The 18696-nt window shown below is 40.4% G+C and carries 19 protein-coding genes and 1 other annotated feature; of the genes, 9 read left to right on the top strand and 10 right to left on the bottom strand.

The features are described from left to right. A partial coding sequence (gene yccS, locus ACJHV0_RS07065) for a YccS family putative transporter (RefSeq protein WP_483133766.1) occupies positions 1 to 1805 on the top strand: 1805 nt, incomplete at its 5' end. 46 nt (positions 1806 to 1851) lie between these two features. On the opposite strand, the gene ACJHV0_RS07060 is transcribed toward yccS, so the two are convergent. Continuing rightward, positions 1852 to 3096 (bottom strand): PqiA/YebS family transporter subunit, encoded by a 1245-nt coding sequence (locus tag ACJHV0_RS07060; protein ID WP_483133765.1) that lies wholly within the window; start codon positions 3094 to 3096, stop codon positions 1852 to 1854. Positions 3097 to 3299: 203 nt separating this feature from the next. Here ACJHV0_RS07060 and ilvC point away from each other — a divergent pair, with 203 nt between their 5' ends. Further along, complete coding sequence (gene ilvC, locus ACJHV0_RS07055; RefSeq protein ID WP_483133764.1) at positions 3300 to 4781, top strand: ketol-acid reductoisomerase; 1482 nt, start codon at positions 3300 to 3302, stop codon at positions 4779 to 4781. Positions 4782 to 4916: 135 nt separating this feature from the next. On the opposite strand, the gene ACJHV0_RS07050 is transcribed toward ilvC, so the two are convergent. Then, positions 4917 to 5774: a phosphoribosylaminoimidazolesuccinocarboxamide synthase gene (locus tag ACJHV0_RS07050; RefSeq protein ID WP_483133763.1), complete on the bottom strand. Its 858-nt coding sequence runs from the start codon at positions 5772 to 5774 to the stop codon at positions 4917 to 4919. A 202-nt stretch (positions 5775 to 5976) separates the two neighbouring features. After that, positions 5977 to 6105 (top strand) — a sequence feature (His leader region). 34 nt (positions 6106 to 6139) lie between these two features. On the opposite strand from ACJHV0_RS07050, the gene hisG reads away from it, so the two are divergent. Further along, positions 6140 to 7039 (top strand): ATP phosphoribosyltransferase, encoded by a 900-nt coding sequence (gene hisG / locus ACJHV0_RS07045; RefSeq protein ID WP_483133762.1) that lies wholly within the window; start codon positions 6140 to 6142, stop codon positions 7037 to 7039. Positions 7040 to 7141: 102 nt separating this feature from the next. Beyond that, positions 7142 to 8425, top strand: coding sequence for a histidinol dehydrogenase (gene hisD, locus ACJHV0_RS07040; protein ID WP_483133761.1), 1284 nt, complete (start codon positions 7142 to 7144; stop codon positions 8423 to 8425). Positions 8426 to 8453: 28 nt separating this feature from the next. On the opposite strand, the gene plsX is transcribed toward hisD, so the two are convergent. From plsX to yceD, 3 genes are read right to left on the bottom strand one after another with little or no spacing between them, the layout of a single operon-like run. After that, positions 8454 to 9485 carry a phosphate acyltransferase PlsX gene (gene plsX, locus ACJHV0_RS07035; RefSeq protein ID WP_483133760.1) on the bottom strand — a complete coding sequence of 344 codons (1032 nt, stop codon included), beginning with the start codon at positions 9483 to 9485 and terminating at the stop codon, positions 8454 to 8456. An 18-nt stretch (positions 9486 to 9503) separates the two neighbouring features. After that, positions 9504 to 9674, bottom strand: a complete 171-nt coding sequence (gene rpmF / locus ACJHV0_RS07030; RefSeq protein WP_005598552.1) for a 50S ribosomal protein L32 — start codon at positions 9672 to 9674, stop codon at positions 9504 to 9506. 16 nt (positions 9675 to 9690) lie between these two features. Next, a complete protein-coding gene (gene yceD / locus ACJHV0_RS07025; protein ID WP_025235234.1) occupies positions 9691 to 10215 on the bottom strand; it encodes a 23S rRNA accumulation protein YceD in 525 nt (174 codons plus the stop codon). Positions 10216 to 10432: 217 nt separating this feature from the next. Here yceD and ACJHV0_RS07020 point away from each other — a divergent pair, with 217 nt between their 5' ends. The 4 genes from ACJHV0_RS07020 to ACJHV0_RS07005 all read left to right on the top strand — a co-directional run bounded on the left by ACJHV0_RS07020 (position 10433) and on the right by ACJHV0_RS07005 (position 14570). After that, complete coding sequence (locus ACJHV0_RS07020) at positions 10433 to 11227, top strand: cytochrome C assembly family protein (protein ID WP_025235235.1); 795 nt, start codon at positions 10433 to 10435, stop codon at positions 11225 to 11227. 118 nt (positions 11228 to 11345) lie between these two features. Then, positions 11346 to 12623, top strand: coding sequence for an HlyC/CorC family transporter (locus ACJHV0_RS07015; RefSeq protein WP_025235236.1), 1278 nt, complete (start codon positions 11346 to 11348; stop codon positions 12621 to 12623). A 340-nt stretch (positions 12624 to 12963) separates the two neighbouring features. Continuing rightward, positions 12964 to 14472, top strand: coding sequence for a sodium-dependent transporter (locus ACJHV0_RS07010; protein WP_483133759.1), 1509 nt, complete (start codon positions 12964 to 12966; stop codon positions 14470 to 14472). Continuing rightward, positions 14472 to 14570 (top strand): methionine/alanine import family NSS transporter small subunit, encoded by a 99-nt coding sequence (locus ACJHV0_RS07005; RefSeq protein WP_025235238.1) that lies wholly within the window; start codon positions 14472 to 14474, stop codon positions 14568 to 14570. The genes ACJHV0_RS07010 and ACJHV0_RS07005 overlap by 1 nt, the downstream gene beginning before the upstream one ends. 49 nt (positions 14571 to 14619) lie before the next feature. Here ACJHV0_RS07005 and ACJHV0_RS07000 read toward each other — a convergent pair whose 3' ends face one another. After that, positions 14620 to 14880 carry a GrxA family glutaredoxin gene (locus ACJHV0_RS07000; RefSeq protein ID WP_025235239.1) on the bottom strand — a complete coding sequence of 87 codons (261 nt, stop codon included), beginning with the start codon at positions 14878 to 14880 and terminating at the stop codon, positions 14620 to 14622. 138 nt (positions 14881 to 15018) lie between these two features. Between ACJHV0_RS07000 and srmB the strand changes: the two genes are divergently transcribed. Continuing rightward, positions 15019 to 16353, top strand: coding sequence for an ATP-dependent RNA helicase SrmB (srmB, locus tag ACJHV0_RS06995; RefSeq protein WP_483133758.1), 1335 nt, complete (start codon positions 15019 to 15021; stop codon positions 16351 to 16353). 69 nt (positions 16354 to 16422) lie between these two features. Here srmB and ACJHV0_RS06990 read toward each other — a convergent pair whose 3' ends face one another. From ACJHV0_RS06990 to ACJHV0_RS06975, 4 genes are all read right to left on the bottom strand, one after another. Then, a complete protein-coding gene (locus tag ACJHV0_RS06990; RefSeq protein WP_025235241.1) occupies positions 16423 to 16716 on the bottom strand; it encodes a YfcZ/YiiS family protein in 294 nt (97 codons plus the stop codon). Position 16717: 1 nt separating this feature from the next. After that, positions 16718 to 17758, bottom strand: coding sequence for an LLM class flavin-dependent oxidoreductase (locus ACJHV0_RS06985; protein ID WP_283386441.1), 1041 nt, complete (start codon positions 17756 to 17758; stop codon positions 16718 to 16720). A gap of 96 nt (positions 17759 to 17854) precedes the next feature. Next, entirely contained in the window at positions 17855 to 18493 is a 639-nt protein-coding gene (gene dsbA / locus ACJHV0_RS06980) for a thiol:disulfide interchange protein DsbA (protein ID WP_334235683.1), read from the bottom strand. A gap of 63 nt (positions 18494 to 18556) precedes the next feature. Next, positions 18557 to 18696 (bottom strand): DUF1040 family protein (locus tag ACJHV0_RS06975; protein WP_483133767.1); only part of this gene is annotated, 140 nt, incomplete at its 5' end.

The raw sequence follows: 18696 nt of genomic DNA, 5'->3' as shown, positions 1-18696 counted from the left end.
AAGTACTGTGGTATAACAATGTCGTGATGATTCTACTCGGCACATTGTTATATGGATTGGTCGGGATTTTAGTATATTTAGTTTTCCCGAATCGAACGGCACAGGAGAATTTAGCTTCTGCTTACCTTGCCTTAAGCCACTATTTGCTGGCAAAATCCGCCTATTTTGACCCTGATGATGACGATTTAAACGCAAAACAACTGGCACTTGCCAAAGCGAACAGTGAAGTAATGGCGGCATTTGATAAAACGCGAGTATCATTATTTTATCGTTTAAGACGACAGCACAAACAGCAACGTACGCAACGAATGTTACGCTACTATTTTACGGCTCAAGATATTTTAGAACGGGCGAGTTCTAGTCATTATCAGTATCACGAACTGTTCCAACAATTAAGTAATAGCGATTTAATGTTTCGCTTCCAGCGAGTAATGGAACTTCAAGCGGTTGCGTGTCAAAAAATTGCAGTGGCATTACGTCATCGAGAAAGATATGAACACAGTGAGCGTGGTGAGAAAGCATTGCAAGGGTTGCTCAACTCGTTGGTTTATCATCAAGAAAGAGGGTTAAAAAGCACTTACCGATGGGAATCGGTTGCTGAGAATTTAGCCAATATTGAACGCCAATTAGCTCAAATTGAACAAGGGGCAAGCCGTTCAGAGCATATTGAGCCACTTAGTAAAAATTTCACAAAATCTAACCGCTTGATAGCCGAAAATATTACGGGTTTTGGCAATATTATCCAAGCAATTAAAGGGCATTTCACCTTTGAATCACAACTGTTTCGCCACGCCGTTCGCCTTTCGATTGTGGTGCTTTTATGTAGTGCAATAGTGCCACTTTTAGGTTTTGATAACAAAGGTTATTGGATTTTATTGACGGCGGTTTTTGTCTGCCAGCCCAATTATACCGCAACCAAAACCCGCTTAATTCACCGTGTGATTGGCACGATTTTCGGCGTAATTGTTGGTGGAATGTTTGAATTGTTTAATGTAACGCTTAGTCTTGAAGCTCAACTTGGTATTATTGTACTGACCGGCTCGCTCTATACTTTTTTCCGTTTGGTACATTACGGCTTTTCGACTTTTTACATTACCGTATTAGTGATGATAAGCCTTGATATTGCAGGCGTAAGTATAGAAAGTAGCACATTAATGCGAATTTTCGATACGCTACTTGGCACAGCTATTGCGTGGTTAGCCGTAACATTTTTATGGCCGGACTGGAAATATCTCAATTTGCAAAGTAATTTACATAATAGCCTAAAAGCCAGCGGAAATTATTTACGGCACATTATTGCTCAACTCCAATTTGGTTATAACGAGCAACTACCTTATCGCATAGCCCGCCGTGATGTACACAACCATTTATCTGCACTCAGCAATACGATTACTAGTATGTATAGTGAGCCGCAGAAATACGCAAATGATTTAGCCTTTGCTCCGAAATTGTTAGGCATCGGCTATACCTTGCTTGGCTATATTTCAACCTTAGGGGCTTACCGCATTGCCAGCCGTGAAATTAATCGACAAGTCGATTTTTCCGCAATATTTTTTTCACACGGGCGAGAAGTCGCGAATATTATCGATAAAATTGCAGATGACAGTCGTTCATTTGCAAAATTATCGGAAAAATTGACCGCTATTGACCAAGATCTCGCTCAGTTTGAGCAAGAACATCAGCAAAAACAAGACGAATTAGCCTTGATTTTGATTCAACAACTGCGGCTAATAACCCAATTATTGCCGCAGTTGCAGAGTTTGTTGAAAATGGAAAAATTAAGTGGAGTGGAAAAAGTAGATTGAGGAAATTCCCTCTCCCGCAAGGAGAGGGAAGTATAAATAAAATAGATTAATTGTGCTTTATTTTCTCATTATCATAATGAATCTTCCACAACATTCTGGCATCTAAATTGGCGGAAGCAAACATAGTAAGGAAAACGGCTGCCCCAAAATAGAAAGCGGCTTCGCCTACCGAGAAGCTAAGAATTTGTCCGCGTTCGAGTAGCGACATCATTAGTGAAAGTACAAATAAATCAAGCATCGACCAACGTCCAACAAAGTGAACGTAGTGCAGTAATTTCATCTGTATGTGAATAGGGTGTTTCCATTTGTAGTGAATAGCAAGTAACAGGTAAAAAATAATCGTAATTTTGCTTACAGGTACGGCAATGCTTGCAATAAATACAATAGCTGCAACAGTGTAGCTCCCCATTTCTATAAACAAGAGCACCCCGGACATCAATGAATCTGCGGAAACTTTTCCTGCCATTTCAGTAATTGAAATGGGGAAAATATTGGCGGGGATCATCATTATCGTTCCGGCAATTAAACACGCCCAGACACGCTGAATTTTAATATTATCGGCAATCGATAAATTGCTCTCGCAACGAGGGCAGCGTTGTCTTCCTTTCAAATCTAAAATCGTTTCATCAAAACAGTATTCACAAGTCGGGCAGAGCGTTGGGTGGCTCGTGTGATCGAAAGGTAGCGAGTGATATTCAGGGTAAAATCGCTCCCACGCCTGTTTGGGCTCTGTTTTGATAAAAAGTAATGTGTTTAGTACCACCACGAGCACAAATGCAATTAAATTAATATCAAATTCTAAATTGGCATAGTCTCGAATTTTAAATGCTGCAACGGCGAGAGCAACCAGATAAACATCAAGCATTACCCACTCTTTAATTTTAGTGAGGAATATTAGTGTATAACGTGGGCGTTGGTGGATCATCCGTTGGATATGAATAGTTAAAATCAGCAAAACAAAGGAGATAGGCATAATGACTGCACACACTAGAACCATAAATGCGGTGTAAGGGTAGCCTGTGGTTGCCATTTTCCAAATACCGTCCCATACGGTGGCATTAATTTTTATGCCGAGTAAATCAATGCTGAGTAGTGGAAAGCCAAGTGCGAAGGGGAGCAAAATTAAAATGGCTAATGCTAAAAATGCACTACGGCGTAAGCTCCAAGTATTGCCTTTTCGTATGACATTATTACAAACAGGGCAGAGGAAGTCCCCTTTTTCGCTCAAAGGAACCCGTACATTTTGCCCACATTCAAGGCAAGTTTGTAGAATGATACTTTTTATCTTCATTTGTTTATCTTCTATTAATTTAAGTGGTTATTTTCTACTTTATAACAGAGATTGCAAGCGGTTAAGTTTTCAAAAAGATTTTCAAATGACAGTTAATTGCATATTTTGCAATATTAAATATTAATATTTTCAATTTACGCAACAATGCTTCTGTGTATAATCACATTAAATATCATTCATTGACTCACTATAAGGATCAAACAATGTCTAACTATTTCAACACATTAAATTTACGTCAAAAATTAGACCAATTAGGTCGTTGCCGCTTTATGGATCGTAACGAATTTGCAGACGGTTGCAATTTCTTAAAAGGCAAAAAAGTGGTGATTGTAGGCTGTGGTGCTCAAGGTTTAAATCAAGGTTTAAATATGCGTGATTCAGGCTTAGACATCGCTTACGCATTGCGTGCAGAGGCGATTGCTGAAAAACGTGCATCATTCAAACGTGCATCAGAAAACGGTTTCGTGGTAGGCACTTACGAGCAATTAATCCCTGAAGCGGATTTAGTAATCAACTTAACCCCGGACAAACAACACTCTAAAGTGGTTGCGGATGTAATGCCGTTAATGAAACACGGTGCAGCATTCGGTTATTCACACGGTTTTAACATCGTGGAAGAAGGCGAGCAAATTCGTCCGGACATCACTGTTGTGATGACCGCACCAAAATGCCCGGGTACAGAAGTGCGTGAAGAATACAAACGTGGTTTCGGCGTGCCGACCTTAATCGCTGTTCACCCTGAAAACGATCCGAAAGGCGAAGGTTTAGCGATTGCTAAAGCGTGGGCAAGTGCAACCGGTGGCGACCGTGCGGGCGTATTAGAATCTTCATTCGTGGCAGAAGTAAAATCTGACTTAATGGGTGAGCAAACCATTCTTTGTGGTATGTTACAAGCAGGTTCTATCGTATGCTATGACAAATTAGTGGCAGAAGGTAAAGATCCGGCTTACGCAGGTAAATTAATCCAATTCGGTTGGGAGACCATCACTGAAGCGTTAAAACAAGGCGGTATCACATTAATGATGGATCGTTTATCTAACAGTGCAAAATTACGTGCATTTGAGCTTTCTGAGCAAATCAAAGAAGAATTAGCGTTCTTATTTGAAAAACATATGGACGATATCATCAGCGGCGAATTCTCATCAACTATGATGGCTGACTGGGCAAACGGCGATGCAAACCTCTTAAAATGGCGTGAAGAAACCGGCAAAACCGCTTTTGAAAATGCACCACAAGCTGACGGCATCAAAATTTCTGAGCAAGAATACTTCGATAACGGCGTGTTAATGGTTGCAATGGTGAAAGCGGGCGTGGAATTAGCGTTCGACACAATGGTTTCAGCCGGTATCTACGAAGAGTCTGCTTACTATGAGTCTTTACACGAGTTACCGTTAATTGCTAACACCATCGCTCGTAAACGTTTATACGAAATGAACGTGGTTATTTCAGACACGGCAGAATACGGCAACTACTTATTCTCTCACGTTGCGACACCAATTCTTGCGAAAGAAATTATCCCGAACTTAGAAAAAGGCGACTTAGGCGAACCAACCCCAGCGGTTGAAATCGACAACGTTTACTTACGTGATGTGAACGATGCAATCCGTAACCACCCAATTGAGCTAATCGGTCAAGAATTACGTGGTTATATGACAGATATGAAACGTATTTCATCACAAGGTTAATTTGATGATATGTGTAGGGGCAAATTGCAATTTGCCCCTTGGCTAGATAGTTTGGTTATACAACAAAAGCCTGTAAGTATTCCTTACAGGCTTTTTGTTTGCAAAAAATTGACTGAATTTAACCGCTTGCGAGCTTTATTTGGTTAATAAATCCAACGCTTCTTGGTATTTTGCCACGGTTTTTTCAATCACATCGGTAGGTACTTTCGGTGCCGGAGCTTGTTTGTTCCAACCGCTGTTTTCCAACCAATCACGTACGAATTGTTTGTCGAAGGACGGTGGGTTTGTGCCTTCTTGGTAGGTATCAACTGACCAAAAACGGCTGGAATCCGGTGTTAATACTTCGTCCATTAAGGTTAGCGTACCATTTTCATCTAAGCCAAATTCAAATTTGGTGTCGCAGATAATAATGCCTTTGGTGAGGGCATATTCTGCTGCCTCGGTGTAAAGTTTGAGAGCGGCATCACGCACTTTGGCGGCAAGTTCTACACCGATTTGGCGTTCGCACTCTTCGTAGCTGATGTTGATGTCGTGATCGCCCACTTCTGCTTTGCTTGATGGGGTGAAGATCGGTTCTGGCAATTTGCTCGCCTCCACTAAACCTTCCGCTAATTTTAAGCCGCAGATCGTGCCGGTTTGTTTGTAATCTTTTAAGCCTGAGCCGGTTAAATATCCACGCACGATGGATTCGATTTTCACCGGCGTTAAACGTTTGCATACTACCGCACGGTATTGGATCGCTTCAGCTTCTTCTTTTGGCAACACATCAAATACGCTATCGCCTGTGAAGTGGTTTGGCATAATGTGTGCCAATTTGTTAAACCAGAAATTAGAAATTTGGGTAAGGATTTCACCTTTGCGTGGAATCGGATCATCTAAAACCACATCAAATGCTGATAAGCGGTCGGTTGCCACCATTAACATTCTTTTGTCATCAATTTCGTAAAGGTCACGCACCTTGCCTGAATAGATTTTTTTTAAGCTGATTTGCATTTTAAAATTCCTATCTAGTTTGATTTGCAAAAAATTGGAAAAATTATACCGCTTTACGCAAACGTTTGCGATAAATTCTTCCCTTTCGTGAAAAATAAGCCGATTTTTGTAGAAAAAATGCTTGTGATTTATCAATTTTCAGAGTATCTTTTAAACCAATTCAATTTTTGGAAAACAGAACAATGACATTTATGCGTAACCATCACCATCATCATTTCCCTGAATAATCTTTCGGGCATTTGGTGTGTGCGGAAGATAAGAACTTCCGAGTACGCATAAACGCAAACTAAATTTAACCCTCTCGGAAGTCGTTTCGAGAGGGTTTTTCTTTATATTCAAAATTCAAAAACAAGAAGGAAACAGCAATGACAACACAAAATCGTTTACGCATCGCAATGCAGAAAAAAGGGCGTTTAAGCCAAGAGTGTAGCGAATTACTCAAACAGTGCGGGGTAAAAATTATTTGGAATGACCAACGCTTGATTGCCTATTCGGAAAATATGCCGATTGAAATTTTGCGTGTGCGTGATGACGATATTCCAGGCTTAGTGTTTGATGGTGTGGTCGATCTCGGCATTATTGGCGAAAACGTATTAGAGGAAGAAGAACTTGGGCGACTAGCAGCAGGCGAGAAAGTGAAATATAAAAAACTCCGCCAGCTTGATTTTGGCGGCTGCCGTTTATCGTTAGCGCTCGATCGTGATCGCAACTATAGCAGTGTTAAAGATCTAACCGATGCGGTGATTGCTACTTCCTACCCAAATTTATTAAAACGTTATATGAAAGAGCAAGGCGTGCCGTTTAAAAGCATTTTATTAACCGGCTCGGTGGAAGTTGCCCCAAGTGCCGGCATCGCCACCGCAATTTGCGATTTGGTGTCTTCAGGGGCGACCCTTGAGGCAAATGGTTTAAAAGAGGTTGAAGTGATTTACCGCTCAACCGCTTGCTTAATTCAACGCCAAGAGCCGTTATCTGCTGAAAAACAAGCTTTGGTGGATAGATTACTTACCCGTATTCAAGGTGTGCAGCAAGCAAGCGAATCTAAATACATTATGTTACACGCCCCGAAAGACAAATTGGAACAAATCACGGCTTTATTACCGGGGGTAGAAAACCCAACAATTCTGCCTCTTGCCAATGATCAAACCCGAGTGGCAATGCACGTTGTGAGCCAAGAAAACTTGTTCTGGGAAACAATGGAACAACTTAAAGAGATGGGGGCAAGTTCTGTGCTTGTCTTGCCTATTGAGAAAATGTTGGCGTAGGATTTTATGTTACTTTCTTTGCTTGTGCAAAGAAAGTAACCAAAGAAACAATATGAGTAACCTAGTACGGCTTTACTGTACTAGGCAAAATAAGGATTAAATATGCAAACCCTAATTTGGAATAATCTCAGCGAGTATGAGCAAGAACAATATCTTGCTCGTCCGGCACAGGTGATTGGCGATAGTATCAAAACAGCCGTTGAGGAAATTAAGCAAAATGTATTAGAAAATGGCGATAAAGCCTTATTCGAGCTAAGCGAAAAATTTGATAAAGTCAAACTAGATAGCCTTATTGTATCGAAAGAGCAAATTCAGCAAGCAGAAAGCCGTATTTCGCCTGAGCTTAAAAAAGCGATTCAAAATGCAAAGGCAAATATTGAGGCGTTTCACAAGGCACAGCAAAATCAAGAAGTGGATATTGAAACCCAAGTCGGTGTGCGTTGCCAAGTGATTACTCGCCCGATCAATCGAGTGGGGCTTTATATTCCCGGCGGCTCGGCACCACTTTTTTCAACGGTTTTAATGCTTGCCATTCCGGCAAAAATTGCAGGATGTAAGAAAATTGTGCTTTGTTCTCCTCCACCGATTTCCGATGAAATTCTTTATACCGCAAACCTTTGTGGGGTGGAAACCATTTATGCGGTAGGTGGGGCTCAAGCCATTATTGCAATGGCAAATGGCACGGAAACTGTACAGAAAGTGGATAAAATTTTCGGACCGGGTAATAGTTTTGTAACAGAAGCTAAACGTCAAGTGGTTCAAGAAGGAACGGCAATTGATATGCCGGCAGGACCAAGTGAAGTGTTGGTGATTGCCGATGAGTTCGCTGATCCGGCTTTTGTGGCGAGCGACTTGCTTTCCCAAGCGGAACACGGTGCAGATTCACAAGTGATTTTAGTAACCCCAAATGAAAAATTGGCTAAAGCGGTGGATGAGGAATTAGAAAAACAAGTTTCAGTCTTACCTCGTGGCGAAACGGCTCGCAAGGCGTTGGCTCATAGCCGTACGTTTATTGCTGAAAACCTGCAACAAGCGGTCGAAATTAGCAATAAATATGCACCTGAGCATTTAATTGTGCAAACAGAAAATGCACGCTCACTTTTGGCGGATTTAGATAATGCCGGCTCGATTTTCTTGGGGGCTTACTCGCCGGAATCAATAGGCGATTATGCCAGCGGAACTAACCACGTGCTGCCGACTTATGGTTACACCAAAACCTATTCAAGCTTAGGCTTAGCGGATTTCAGCAAGCGAATGACGGTACAAGAGCTGACCCCTGAAGGCTTTTTAGCCTTAGCGGAAACTGTAGAACAAATGGCAAGTGCAGAGCTATTACAAGCACACAAAAACGCAGTGAGCTTGCGTGTGGCGAAATTAAAAGGCTAAGATCAAAATAAGCGAACTTTTGGTTCGCTTATTTTTTATCGAGTTGATGTAATCTTTGCAGGATCTTGTTTGGAATATCGTTTTCAATTTGCTGAACTGCATAATCAATCGCATAGCTAAAGGCATTAGCATTTGCTCCGCCGTGGCTTTTTACAATCACTTTTGATAAACCGAGCAAGGTTGCTCCATTATGGCGATCAGGATTGATTTCTTGCAATTTGCGGTAGTAGCGATAGAAAATCAATTTAAGCAAGTAGCGTTTGGTGTTGCGGCAAATGTTAGAATCGGCTTTCTCTTTTTTAAATAGCGAAATAATATTCTTTGCCGCACCTTCCAATGCTTTTAGAGCGATATTGCCTGTGTAGCCATCACAAATAATTACATCGGTTAAGTAGCTGGTTAATTTATCACTTTCAATAAAACCGATGTAGTTTAAATCTTGTCTCTTTTTTAGTTGCTGATGAACAGCTTGAATTTGTGCAGTACCTTTGTTTTCTTCTGTGCCGATATTTAACAAAGAAATGCGAGGGTAAACTAACCCTAGCATTACTTGTGCAAATAAATTGCCCATTTCTGCAAATTGTTGTAGTTGGCAATCGCTTACTTCAATATTTGCCCCTAAATCTAGCATTACTGTTGATTTCCCATTCATTGTAGGAATGAGTGAGGTAAGAGCAGGGCGTTCAATATTGGGTAACGGTTCAATCAGTAACTTTGCTAATCCCATTAATGCCCCTGTATTTCCACCACTTACGCAACCTTGAGCCTTTCCTTCTTTAACAGCTTCAAGTGCTAAACGCATAGAGCTATTTTTACTTTGGCGGATTGCTTTAGAAAAGGGGATATCTGCATCAATAACTTGTTCGGTATGATGAAGTTGGATTTTAGGAGAATTTAGTAGAGAGTATTTTTCTAATAACGAGGTAATTTGGCTTTCATTGCCAAATAATAAAAATGAGAGATTTGAATGCTGTGATAAGGCTTTTGCCAGAGCAGGAATAGTAACACGGGGACCGAAGTCCCCGCCCATCACATCTACTGCAAGAGTGATATCACCCAAGATATACCTCGAAAGGAATTACTTGTTGATTACTTTACGACCACGGTAGTAACCATCTGCAGTTACGTGGTGGCGTAAGTGAGTTTCACCAGTTGTTTTATCTACTGAAACTGCTGCAGTTGTTAACGCATCGTGTGAACGACGCATATCACGACGTGAACGAGATTTCTTATTTTGTTGAACAGCCACGGGCTTTCTCCTAGATCTAGTTTTTCTTTAAATTAGCTAATACTGCGAACGGATTTGGTTTGCTTGCCAGTTCTTCAGGCAATTCACCAAACACACGTTCACTCACGGACACTTCACAGTGTTCTTCACTATGCATCGGGACTAGAGGTAATTCAAGAATAAATTCATCTTCAATCATATCTAGTAAATTTACTTCACCGAACTCGTTTACTTCGATAGGTTCATAAATTTCGGGCAAGATGTCCGCCTGATCCATGTTAGACACCGGACTGAAACAAAATGAACAGTCTAGCGTGTGTGTAAACGGGTTATCACATCGTTGGCAGTCAAACTCCACCTCAATTTTAGCTGTGCCTTTAATCACAGTTAAACGTTGCGGATCGACATATAACGAAAGTGTAACTTGTGCATCACTTAGCACATTACATACAGATTCACCCAAGCGTTTTAGAAGTTCACCTGAAATGTAGCCTTCATAATCCACTCGACGCTGAGCGTCTTTATATGGGTCAATCGTAAGGGGTAGTTTTACCTTTTGCATAGGGTGTGCATATTACAGATAGAAAGCAAATTAGTCAAAGGAAAATTATTTTTTGATGCAGAATATTAGCTGAAATTGAGAGGATTTTTTGACTTAACATAAAAAGCTATGATATTTAGGGATAATTTTTCATCTAGCTATCGCAAAAACTAGCTAAAAAGGCGACTTTTGATTAAAATTCTGAAAGTTATTATTATTTGACGAGATTCGAGAAAATATGTTACTCCCTATTTTAGCTATTGTAGCTTATGCCTTAACGTTGCTTTGGGTGGCTCCCACCTTAGTGAATTTGGAAAGTGCAACAGAAAATAAAAAGCCGAATATAACTCTTGTTTTTGGGTTTGGTTTATTAGCTATTCTTTTGCATTGTGCCGTGTTATACAACCAATTATGGTTAATAGAAGGGCAGAATTTTACGGTAACGAATGTGATCTCTTTAATGAGTTTCATTATGGCGATTTGTGTAACCTTTGCGTTGCTTAAATGGAAAACGGCTTGGTTTCCTCTTCTTGTTGTATATGCCTTTGCGATTTGTAGTGTGGCGGTAGCCAGTTTTGTGCAGGGGAGTTTTATCCGCAATATAGAAGAAAACGCAGGGTTTATTTTCCACTTAGGTATTGCTCTGTTCTCTTATGCATTATTTTTCCTCGCCTTAATTTATGCGTTCCAGTTAAAATGGTTAGATCACAAACTCAAAAGCAAAAAAATGTTCTTTTGCTCAATTCTTCCGCCCTTAATGTCGGTTGAACGCCATTTCTTTACCTTAACGCTTGCAGCACAGGCAATGCTTACGCTCACACTATTTTCGGGCGTGATTTATCTACATAACTTTTTTGAGCCGGAGCATATTCATAAAGCGATTTTCTCATTCTTGGCTTGGATTGTTTATAACGTTCAAATATTAGGTCAATGGAAATTACATTGGCGAGGAAAACGGGTGCTTATTTATTCGATTTCGGGTATGATGTTGCTCACAATCGGATATTTTGGTAGCCGTTTGATCGTCCATTAATCGCTACAAGCGGTTAAAAAAGCCCGATTTTTTGCAAATCGGGCTTTTTAGGCGAAGTGAGTGATAACAATCATCGAATTGTGATCACTTTATGATTAATTTATATAGGAATTCAATTTTGGACAGTATTCCCCTGAGTAGTTTATTTATTACCTTAGCTATTCTTTTAGTACTCTCTGCTTTTTTCTCGGGTTCGGAAACGGGCTTGATGTCTTTAAACCGTTATAAAATGCGTCATCTTGCTGAGCAAGGACATAAAGGGGCAAAATTAGCGGAAAAACTCTTAGCACGAACGGATGTTCTGCTCAGTCTTATCTTAATCTGTAATAACCTTGTAAACATTGCTGCTTCTGCAATTGCTACAATGATCGGTATGCAACTCTCCGGCGAAAAGGGTGTTGCGATTGCCACCGGTTTACTTACATTTGTAATGTTGGTTTTCTCTGAAATTCTGCCTAAAACGATTGCTGCGACTTACCCGGAAAAAGTCGGCTTTATTGTTAGTTTTGTATTAACACCCCTTAAGAAATTACTGAGCCCGATCGTCTTTTTAATGAATCTGATTATTGCAGGTTTGTTGAAGTTACTACGTATTCAGCAGAAAGATAAACAAGATCTTAGTCCAGAAGAACTGCGTAGTGTAGTACTTGAGTCGGGTAAGTTTATTCCGGCAGAGCACCGTGAAATGCTTGTTTCTATTTTAGATATGGAAAAAGTTACAGTTGATGACATTATGGTGCCTCGTAATGATATCAGCGGCATTGATATTGATGATGACTGGAAAGCAATTATGCGTCAGCTCAATCACGCCCCTCACGCTCGCGTACTGATTTATAAAGGTGATATGGATAATAATATTCTCGGTATTTTGCGTGTGCGTGAAGCATTTCGTTTAATGTTGGAAAAAAACGAATTTACCAAAGAGATGTTAGTGCGTGCGGTTGATGAAGTTTATTTTATTCCAGAAGGCACACCATTAACTACGCAATTAATGAACTTTAAAGCCAATAAAGAGAGAATAGGCTTAGTGGTTGATGAATATGGTGATATTAAAGGCTTAGTAACCCTTGAAGATATTTTAGAGGAAATTGTCGGCGAGTTTACCACTTCATCAGCCCCGACGCTTGAGCAAGAAGTTCAACAACAGTCAGATGGAACAGTGATTATTGAGGGGTCGGCAAATTTAAGGGATTTGAATAAACTATTTGCGTGGGATTTACCTATTGATGAAGCTCGAACATTTAATGGTTTGCTACTAGAACATTTAGAGAAAATTCCTGATGAAGGAATGGAATTTGAGTTATATAACTTAAAAGTTACTATTCTTGAGGTGGCGGACAATATGGTTAAACAAGCTAAAGTCGAGCATTTAGTAATAGAACAACCTTCGGTATAAGAATAATTTACCTAATGTTTAAGCTAATAACACATCATTGTATCAATGATGTGTTATTTTTTTGTTAAAATTTTAGCTAAAGAATTATGCTAAGCAAAGAAAGGTTTTTAATGCTTTTATCTATAAAATTCTGTATTTCAGAATATTTGACTTTTTTTTGTTTTATTTTTCGATATTTAATTTTGTATTTTAGTATTTTTAAGTCCATTTTTATTCTATTTTTCTACTTTACTTTTATTTGGTATTTCGGCATATTTCGTTTTCAAAATGTGAATAATCACATTTCATACAATTTAAAGTCATTTTTTATATAAACTGTTACAAGTTTGAGGTATTTACTGTGTCTATTCAATCATCAACAGCTCCACAAAGAGAAACCTTTGCCGGTCGTGGGGCATTTATTATGGCAGCTATTGGCTCGGCTGTCGGCTTAGGAAACATCTGGCGTTTCCCTTATACGACTTATGAAAACGGTGGTGGAGCATTTATTCTGCCATACATCATTGCATTATTGACCGCAGGTTTACCATTGCTATTCTTAGATTATGCTATCGGGCATAAATATCGTGGCGGTGCACCGCTTTCATTCCGTCGTTTCAGCCCGAAATTTGAAACTTTCGGCTGGTGGCAGGTATTAATCAACGTAATTATCGGTATCTACTACGCCGTTGTGTTAGGCTGGGCAGCAAGTTATACCTATTTCTCTATCAATGGAACTTGGGGTGATAAACCTGTTGATTTCTTTGTTGGCGAATTCTTAAAAATGGGCGACATCACACAAGGTGTTAGCTTCGAATTTGTAGGGGCAGTAACCGGTCCATTAATTGCAGTTTGGTTAGTAGCTATTGCTGTATTAGCTTTAGGGATCAAAAAAGGAATTTCAGCGGCTTCTAATATCCTAATGCCATTATTGGTTGTGATGTTCTTAATCTTGGTAGGCTATTCTTTAACTCTGCCTGGAGCCGCAAAAGGCTTAGATGCGTTGTTTACACCAAACTGGGAAAAACTAACTGACCCAAGTGTGTGGATTGCCGCTTATGGTCAAATCTTCTTCTCACTCTCAATCTGCTTTGGGATTATGATTACTTATGCTTCATACCTCAAGCCAAAAACAGATTTAACAGGTTCAGGTTTAGTAGTTGGCTTTGCTAACAGTGGCTTTGAATTATTAGCCGGTATTGGCGTATTTGCAGCACTTGGTTTTATGGCAACTGCGGCAGGTCAAGAGGTTAATGAAGTAGCGAAAGGCGGTATCGGCTTAGCGTTCTTTGCTTTCCCAACTATCATTAACCAAGCCCCGATGGGAGCATTAGTAGGCGTATTATTCTTCGGATCATTAACCTTTGCAGCATTAACCTCATTTATTTCTGTTGTTGAAGTTATCGTATCAGCGGTGCAAGATAAATTGAATGCAGGACGTGTAAAAGCGACTTTACTGGTGGGTATTCCAATGATGGTTGTGTCAGTAATGTTGTTCGGTACAACCACAGGCTTACCAATGCTTGACGTAATGGATAAATTCGTGAACCAATTCGGCATTGTGGCAGTAGCGTTCGTATCATTAGTTGTGATTGTAACCAGTGAAAAACTCAGTACGTTAGAAAGACATATTAACGAAGTTTCTTCATTTAAAGTTGGCTTTATCTGGCGTTTATGTATCGTAGTTACCGCAGGTGTGCTTGCATTTATGTTATTCAGTGAGATTGCGAAAGTGTATCGTGAGGGCTATGAAGGCTACCCAAGCTGGTTTGTAAACACCTTCGGTTGGGGTATGGCAATTGGCTTAGCGGTTGTGGCTTACCTACTTTCAAAACTCGCGTGGAAAAATGAACCAAAAGGAGAACTATAATGAGTACCGCAGCAATTATTACAATGGTGGTTGCAATGGCAATCATCTGGGGAGGCTTAATTTTCGCAATTAAAAGCTTACCGAAAGAAGAGCAATAATTTGCAAAAATAATTAAAAAAATGACCGCTTACAAGCGGTCATTTTTTACTAAACAATGCCAAATTTTTCTTTCACAAAGGCTTGGAAATCAGTACAGCCGCCAACGTGAACATTATCAACAAAAATTTGTGGCACGGTTGCAACAGGCTTACCAACACGAGGCTCTAAATCTTCTTTTGATAAACCTTCTGCGATCATATCAATAAATTTAAAATCAAAATCGTTTAATTCGGTTTTCATTTTTTCAGCTAATTGTTTCGCACGCACGCAGTACGGGCAAGATAAACGTCCGTAAATTTCAACAAACATCTTTTTTCCTCTATAAGTTGTTAATAACAAGCGGTTATATTTTAACAATTTTTTGCAAACCAAGCATAGCTTTATTCACCTCACGGCTTGGGCTTTAATATGATATACTTCTATCAAATTTATTGACGAGAAAAGAATATGTCCGAATTAATGACCTTTGAGGAGCTTGATTTAAGCCCCCAACTTCTAAAAGCCTTAGTAAAAAAGGGCTACAGCCGTCCAACGGCAATTCAACAAGCCACTATTCCAGCTGCCCTTGAAGGGCGTGATTTACTGGGTTCTGCTCCAACAGGCACAGGGAAAACCGCAGCCTTCTTACTGCCGGCGATTCAACATTTATTAGACTACCCACGCCGTAAACCGGGAGCTCCGCGTATTTTGGTACTTGCACCTACTCGAGAGCTGGCAATGCAAGTGGCGGAGCAAGCAGAAGAGCTGGCACAATTTACCAACTTAAGTATTGCGACCATTACAGGCGGTGTGGCGTATCAAAATCACGGCGAAGTCTTCAACAGTAATCAAGATATTGTGGTAGCAACACCGGGTCGTTTGATGCAATATATCAAAGAAGAAAACTTTGATTGCCGAGCGGTTGAAGTGCTGATTTTTGACGAAGCAGACCGAATGTTACAAATGGGCTTTGGGCAAGATGCAGAGAAAATTGCGGCAGAAACCCGTTGGCGTAAACATACTTGGTTATTCTCAGCCACTCTTGAAGGGGAGTTGTTAGAGGATTTCTCTGAGCGATTATTAAATGACCCAATAAAAGTAGATGCAGAGCCAAGCCGCCGTGAACGTAAGAAAATCCAACAATGGTATTATCACGCCGATAACGTGGAGCATAAAACCAAATTGTTGGCTCGCCTTATCGGAGAATTTTCAGTGGAAAAAGCAATTGTGTTCGTTCGTCGCCGTGAAGATGTGCGAGAGCTAAGCGACACACTTCGCAAACGTGGTTTGCGTTCCACTTACCTTGAAGGCGAAATGGCTCAAACCCAACGTAATCAGGCGATTACCCGCTTAAAAGAGGGCGTTGTGAATGTTCTTGTTGCGACCGATGTGGCGGCTCGTGGTATCGACATTGACGATGTGGATTTCGTGATCAACTACGATTTGCCATACAGTGCCGACACTTATCTCCACCGCATCGGGCGAACCGCTCGTGCCGGCAAAAAAGGTTCGGCGGTTTCGCTAGTAGAAGCTCACGATTACAAGCTGCTCGGTAAAATCAAGCGTTATACGGAAGAAGCATTAAAGCCGCGTATTATCGAAGGCTTAGAACCTCGAACCAAAGCCCCGAAAGACGGCGAGTTGAATGTAACGAGTAAAAAAGAAAAAGCCCGCATTAAAAAGAAAAAAGAGGTGAAGAAAGAAGCGGCGAAGCAAAAAGTAAAAGTTCGCCATAAAGACACCAAAAATATCGGTAAACGCCGTAAGCCAAGCAGTGAATCGGCAGCGGTTAAACAGGCATAATGATACAAGCGGTTATTTTCTGAAGATTTTTTACAAAAAATTGATCAAAAATAACCGCTTGTTTTATATCTACCTTACTGCCATTTGAAATAAAATCACTTCCGCTTGGCAGCTAAAGGTTATCCACATTTTCATCAGAAAACCTTCTGCAATTTGTGTGATTTCACTTTGAATTTCACAAGGTTCGGTTTCTACCGATTTTGCTTTTTGTGTGAAAAATTCGACCGCTTGTTGGGCGATTTCTTCACTGTCATAAACTGCTTCAAAGGCAATTTGGCGGTCTGCGTTATCTAACATAGAGTCGCCTTTCAGCTTGCACATATTGTGTGCATCAGCGGCTTTTTGTTGCATTGTTTTACTCATATTACACCCTATCTGAAATCTCTTTTAACCAGGTATAAGACTGATGTTGTTTTTGCTCATCGAAAATATAGCTTACTGCCATAATTTCATCAATTTCGATTCTCTCTTTTAACGTTTTGAGTTGTTGTTCAACACTCTCACGGCTGCCGATAAGTGAACACGCTGTCATTTGACTAACCACGGTTTTCTCTTGGTTGTACAACGCATTTTGTTGAAAAGCAACAGGTCCGAAATGCGGCACCATCTCAGCTTTCACAAAATTTTCCCAGACCTTTTCGTCAGACTCGACGGGTGGCTGCAAATTGTTCTGAGCGTTGGTTACTACATTTAAGAAAAACTGGGTTTGAGTAGTAGCAAGCTGTTCCGCCTCTTGATCGGTTTCAGCCACGATTGCATTCACACCTAAAATCACATAAGGTTTATCCAACACTTTAGACGGTTTGAAGTTTGAGCGGTAGATTCTCACCGCATCGTCCATAAAACGTGGGGCAAAATGCGAGGCAAAGGCATAAGGTAAGCCACGTTCTGCGGCTAAATACGCACTTTCGGGGCTAGATCCTAGAATATAAAACGGCACATTTAGCCCTTGTGCAGGGTAAGCAGATACAGGATTTGTGCCTTCAAAATAGCCTTTTAGTTCGCTGATTTCATCGGGGAAAGGCAAACTTTGTGCATTACGACGTAAAGCGGTGGCGGTACGCATATCAGTACCCGGTGCACGCCCAAGCCCTAGTTCTACACGGTTAGGGTAGAGCGTTTCAAGTGTGCCGTACTGTTCTGCCACAATGTAAGGGCTGTGGTTAGGCAGCATTACGCCACCTGATCCCACTCTTAATGTTTCAGTGTGAGAAAGTGCGTGCTGAATGAGTAATTGTGTTGCCGAGCTGGCAAGGTTTTTCATATTATGATGTTCTGCAATCCAATAGCGTTCAATGCCGATCTTTTCTGCGTGTTTTGCTAATTTCACCATAGAATCGACCGCTTGTTTAGCGGTTTGCCCTTCACGAATAGGCACAAGATTTAGAATGGATAATTTTGTCATAAGGCTTTCCAATTGAATGAGAGTGTAAAATAAAAAAATGCCGAATAGGATTTACCTACTCAGCATTGTAAAACCATACTCTCAATATGGGGACAATTATTTTTTACTCAAGAAGATAATTGCATCAACATAACGTTGAATGAAATCATTCGTTGATGAAGAATCTGCAAAGCCTTCTAAATTCAATTGGTATTGACCATTTACGAAAAATGCAGGCACGCCACGAATTTGGAAGTCTTCCGCTAATTGAACTTGTTTATTCACCAAGCCATTTACGGCAAAGCTGTTAATGCCGCTATCAAACTGTTCAGCCGTAATGCCGTTTGCTAAAAATACAGCACGAATATCGTCCATTGATTTGAATGCATCTTTTTGTGCCCCTTCAAATAATGCAGTTTTTACTTTATCTTCAGCTCCTAATGCCATTGCTAATGCCCAAGCACGGGTTAAGTCTTCAGATTGGCGACCTAAGAAATTAACGTGATATTGCACTAATTTGGTGTCTTTTGGTAATTTTTCTTTAATTTGGCTTGGGATCTTGTAGCTTAATTCAAAATCATAGCAGTGCGGGCAGTAGAATGAGAAAAATTCCACCACTTCTTTTTGAGCCGATGGGGCTTTACGTACCTCAGTATATTCTTTCCCTGCGGTTGGATCAGCGGCGATTGCCGTTGAGTTAAATGCAAAAAGGGCAGAAAGTGCAACAAAAACCGTTTTTAATGCCAATTTTTTCATAATGATTCCTTCAAAAAATGTTGATAAATATAAGTGCTAAACCAGCTAACGGATAAGACAACCTTAATCGTTTAAAATTCCACGTGCACGCAATAAAGCGGTTTTAAAGTCATCTTCATAATCTTTTTTTATGCCCGGAATAGGCTCAAGCTTATCTGCGTTTCGCATTTTTAGCTGATAAATTAAGACCTCATCGCTCAAGG

The organism is Mannheimia sp. (assembly GCF_056854775.1).
The sequence above is the reverse complement of the archived record's forward strand: the minus strand, read 5'-3'. Positions and strand labels throughout refer to the sequence as shown.

What these genes read in the sequence shown, in the direction of transcription:
- ACJHV0_RS07000 (WP_025235239.1), bottom strand. Translation starts at nt 14,880, where the DNA reads ATGTTTGTTGAAATTTACGGACGTTTATCTTGCCCGTACTGCGTGCGT.
- ilvC (WP_483133764.1), top strand. Translation starts at nt 3,300, where the DNA reads ATGTCTAACTATTTCAACACATTAAATTTACGTCAAAAATTAGACCAA.
- ACJHV0_RS06990 (WP_025235241.1), bottom strand. Translation starts at nt 16,716, where the DNA reads ATGAGTAAAACAATGCAACAAAAAGCCGCTGATGCACACAATATGTGC.
- ACJHV0_RS07050 (WP_483133763.1), bottom strand. Translation starts at nt 5,774, where the DNA reads ATGCAAATCAGCTTAAAAAAAATCTATTCAGGCAAGGTGCGTGACCTT.
- hisG (WP_483133762.1), top strand. Translation starts at nt 6,140, where the DNA reads ATGACAACACAAAATCGTTTACGCATCGCAATGCAGAAAAAAGGGCGT.
- ACJHV0_RS06985 (WP_283386441.1), bottom strand. Translation starts at nt 17,758, where the DNA reads ATGACAAAATTATCCATTCTAAATCTTGTGCCTATTCGTGAAGGGCAA.
- srmB (WP_483133758.1), top strand. Translation starts at nt 15,019, where the DNA reads ATGTCCGAATTAATGACCTTTGAGGAGCTTGATTTAAGCCCCCAACTT.
- yceD (WP_025235234.1), bottom strand. Translation starts at nt 10,215, where the DNA reads ATGCAAAAGGTAAAACTACCCCTTACGATTGACCCATATAAAGACGCT.
- dsbA (WP_334235683.1), bottom strand. Translation starts at nt 18,493, where the DNA reads ATGAAAAAATTGGCATTAAAAACGGTTTTTGTTGCACTTTCTGCCCTT.
- ACJHV0_RS07020 (WP_025235235.1), top strand. Translation starts at nt 10,433, where the DNA reads ATGTTACTCCCTATTTTAGCTATTGTAGCTTATGCCTTAACGTTGCTT.
- ACJHV0_RS07005 (WP_025235238.1), top strand. Translation starts at nt 14,472, where the DNA reads ATGAGTACCGCAGCAATTATTACAATGGTGGTTGCAATGGCAATCATC.
- ACJHV0_RS07060 (WP_483133765.1), bottom strand. Translation starts at nt 3,096, where the DNA reads ATGAAGATAAAAAGTATCATTCTACAAACTTGCCTTGAATGTGGGCAA.
- hisD (WP_483133761.1), top strand. Translation starts at nt 7,142, where the DNA reads ATGCAAACCCTAATTTGGAATAATCTCAGCGAGTATGAGCAAGAACAA.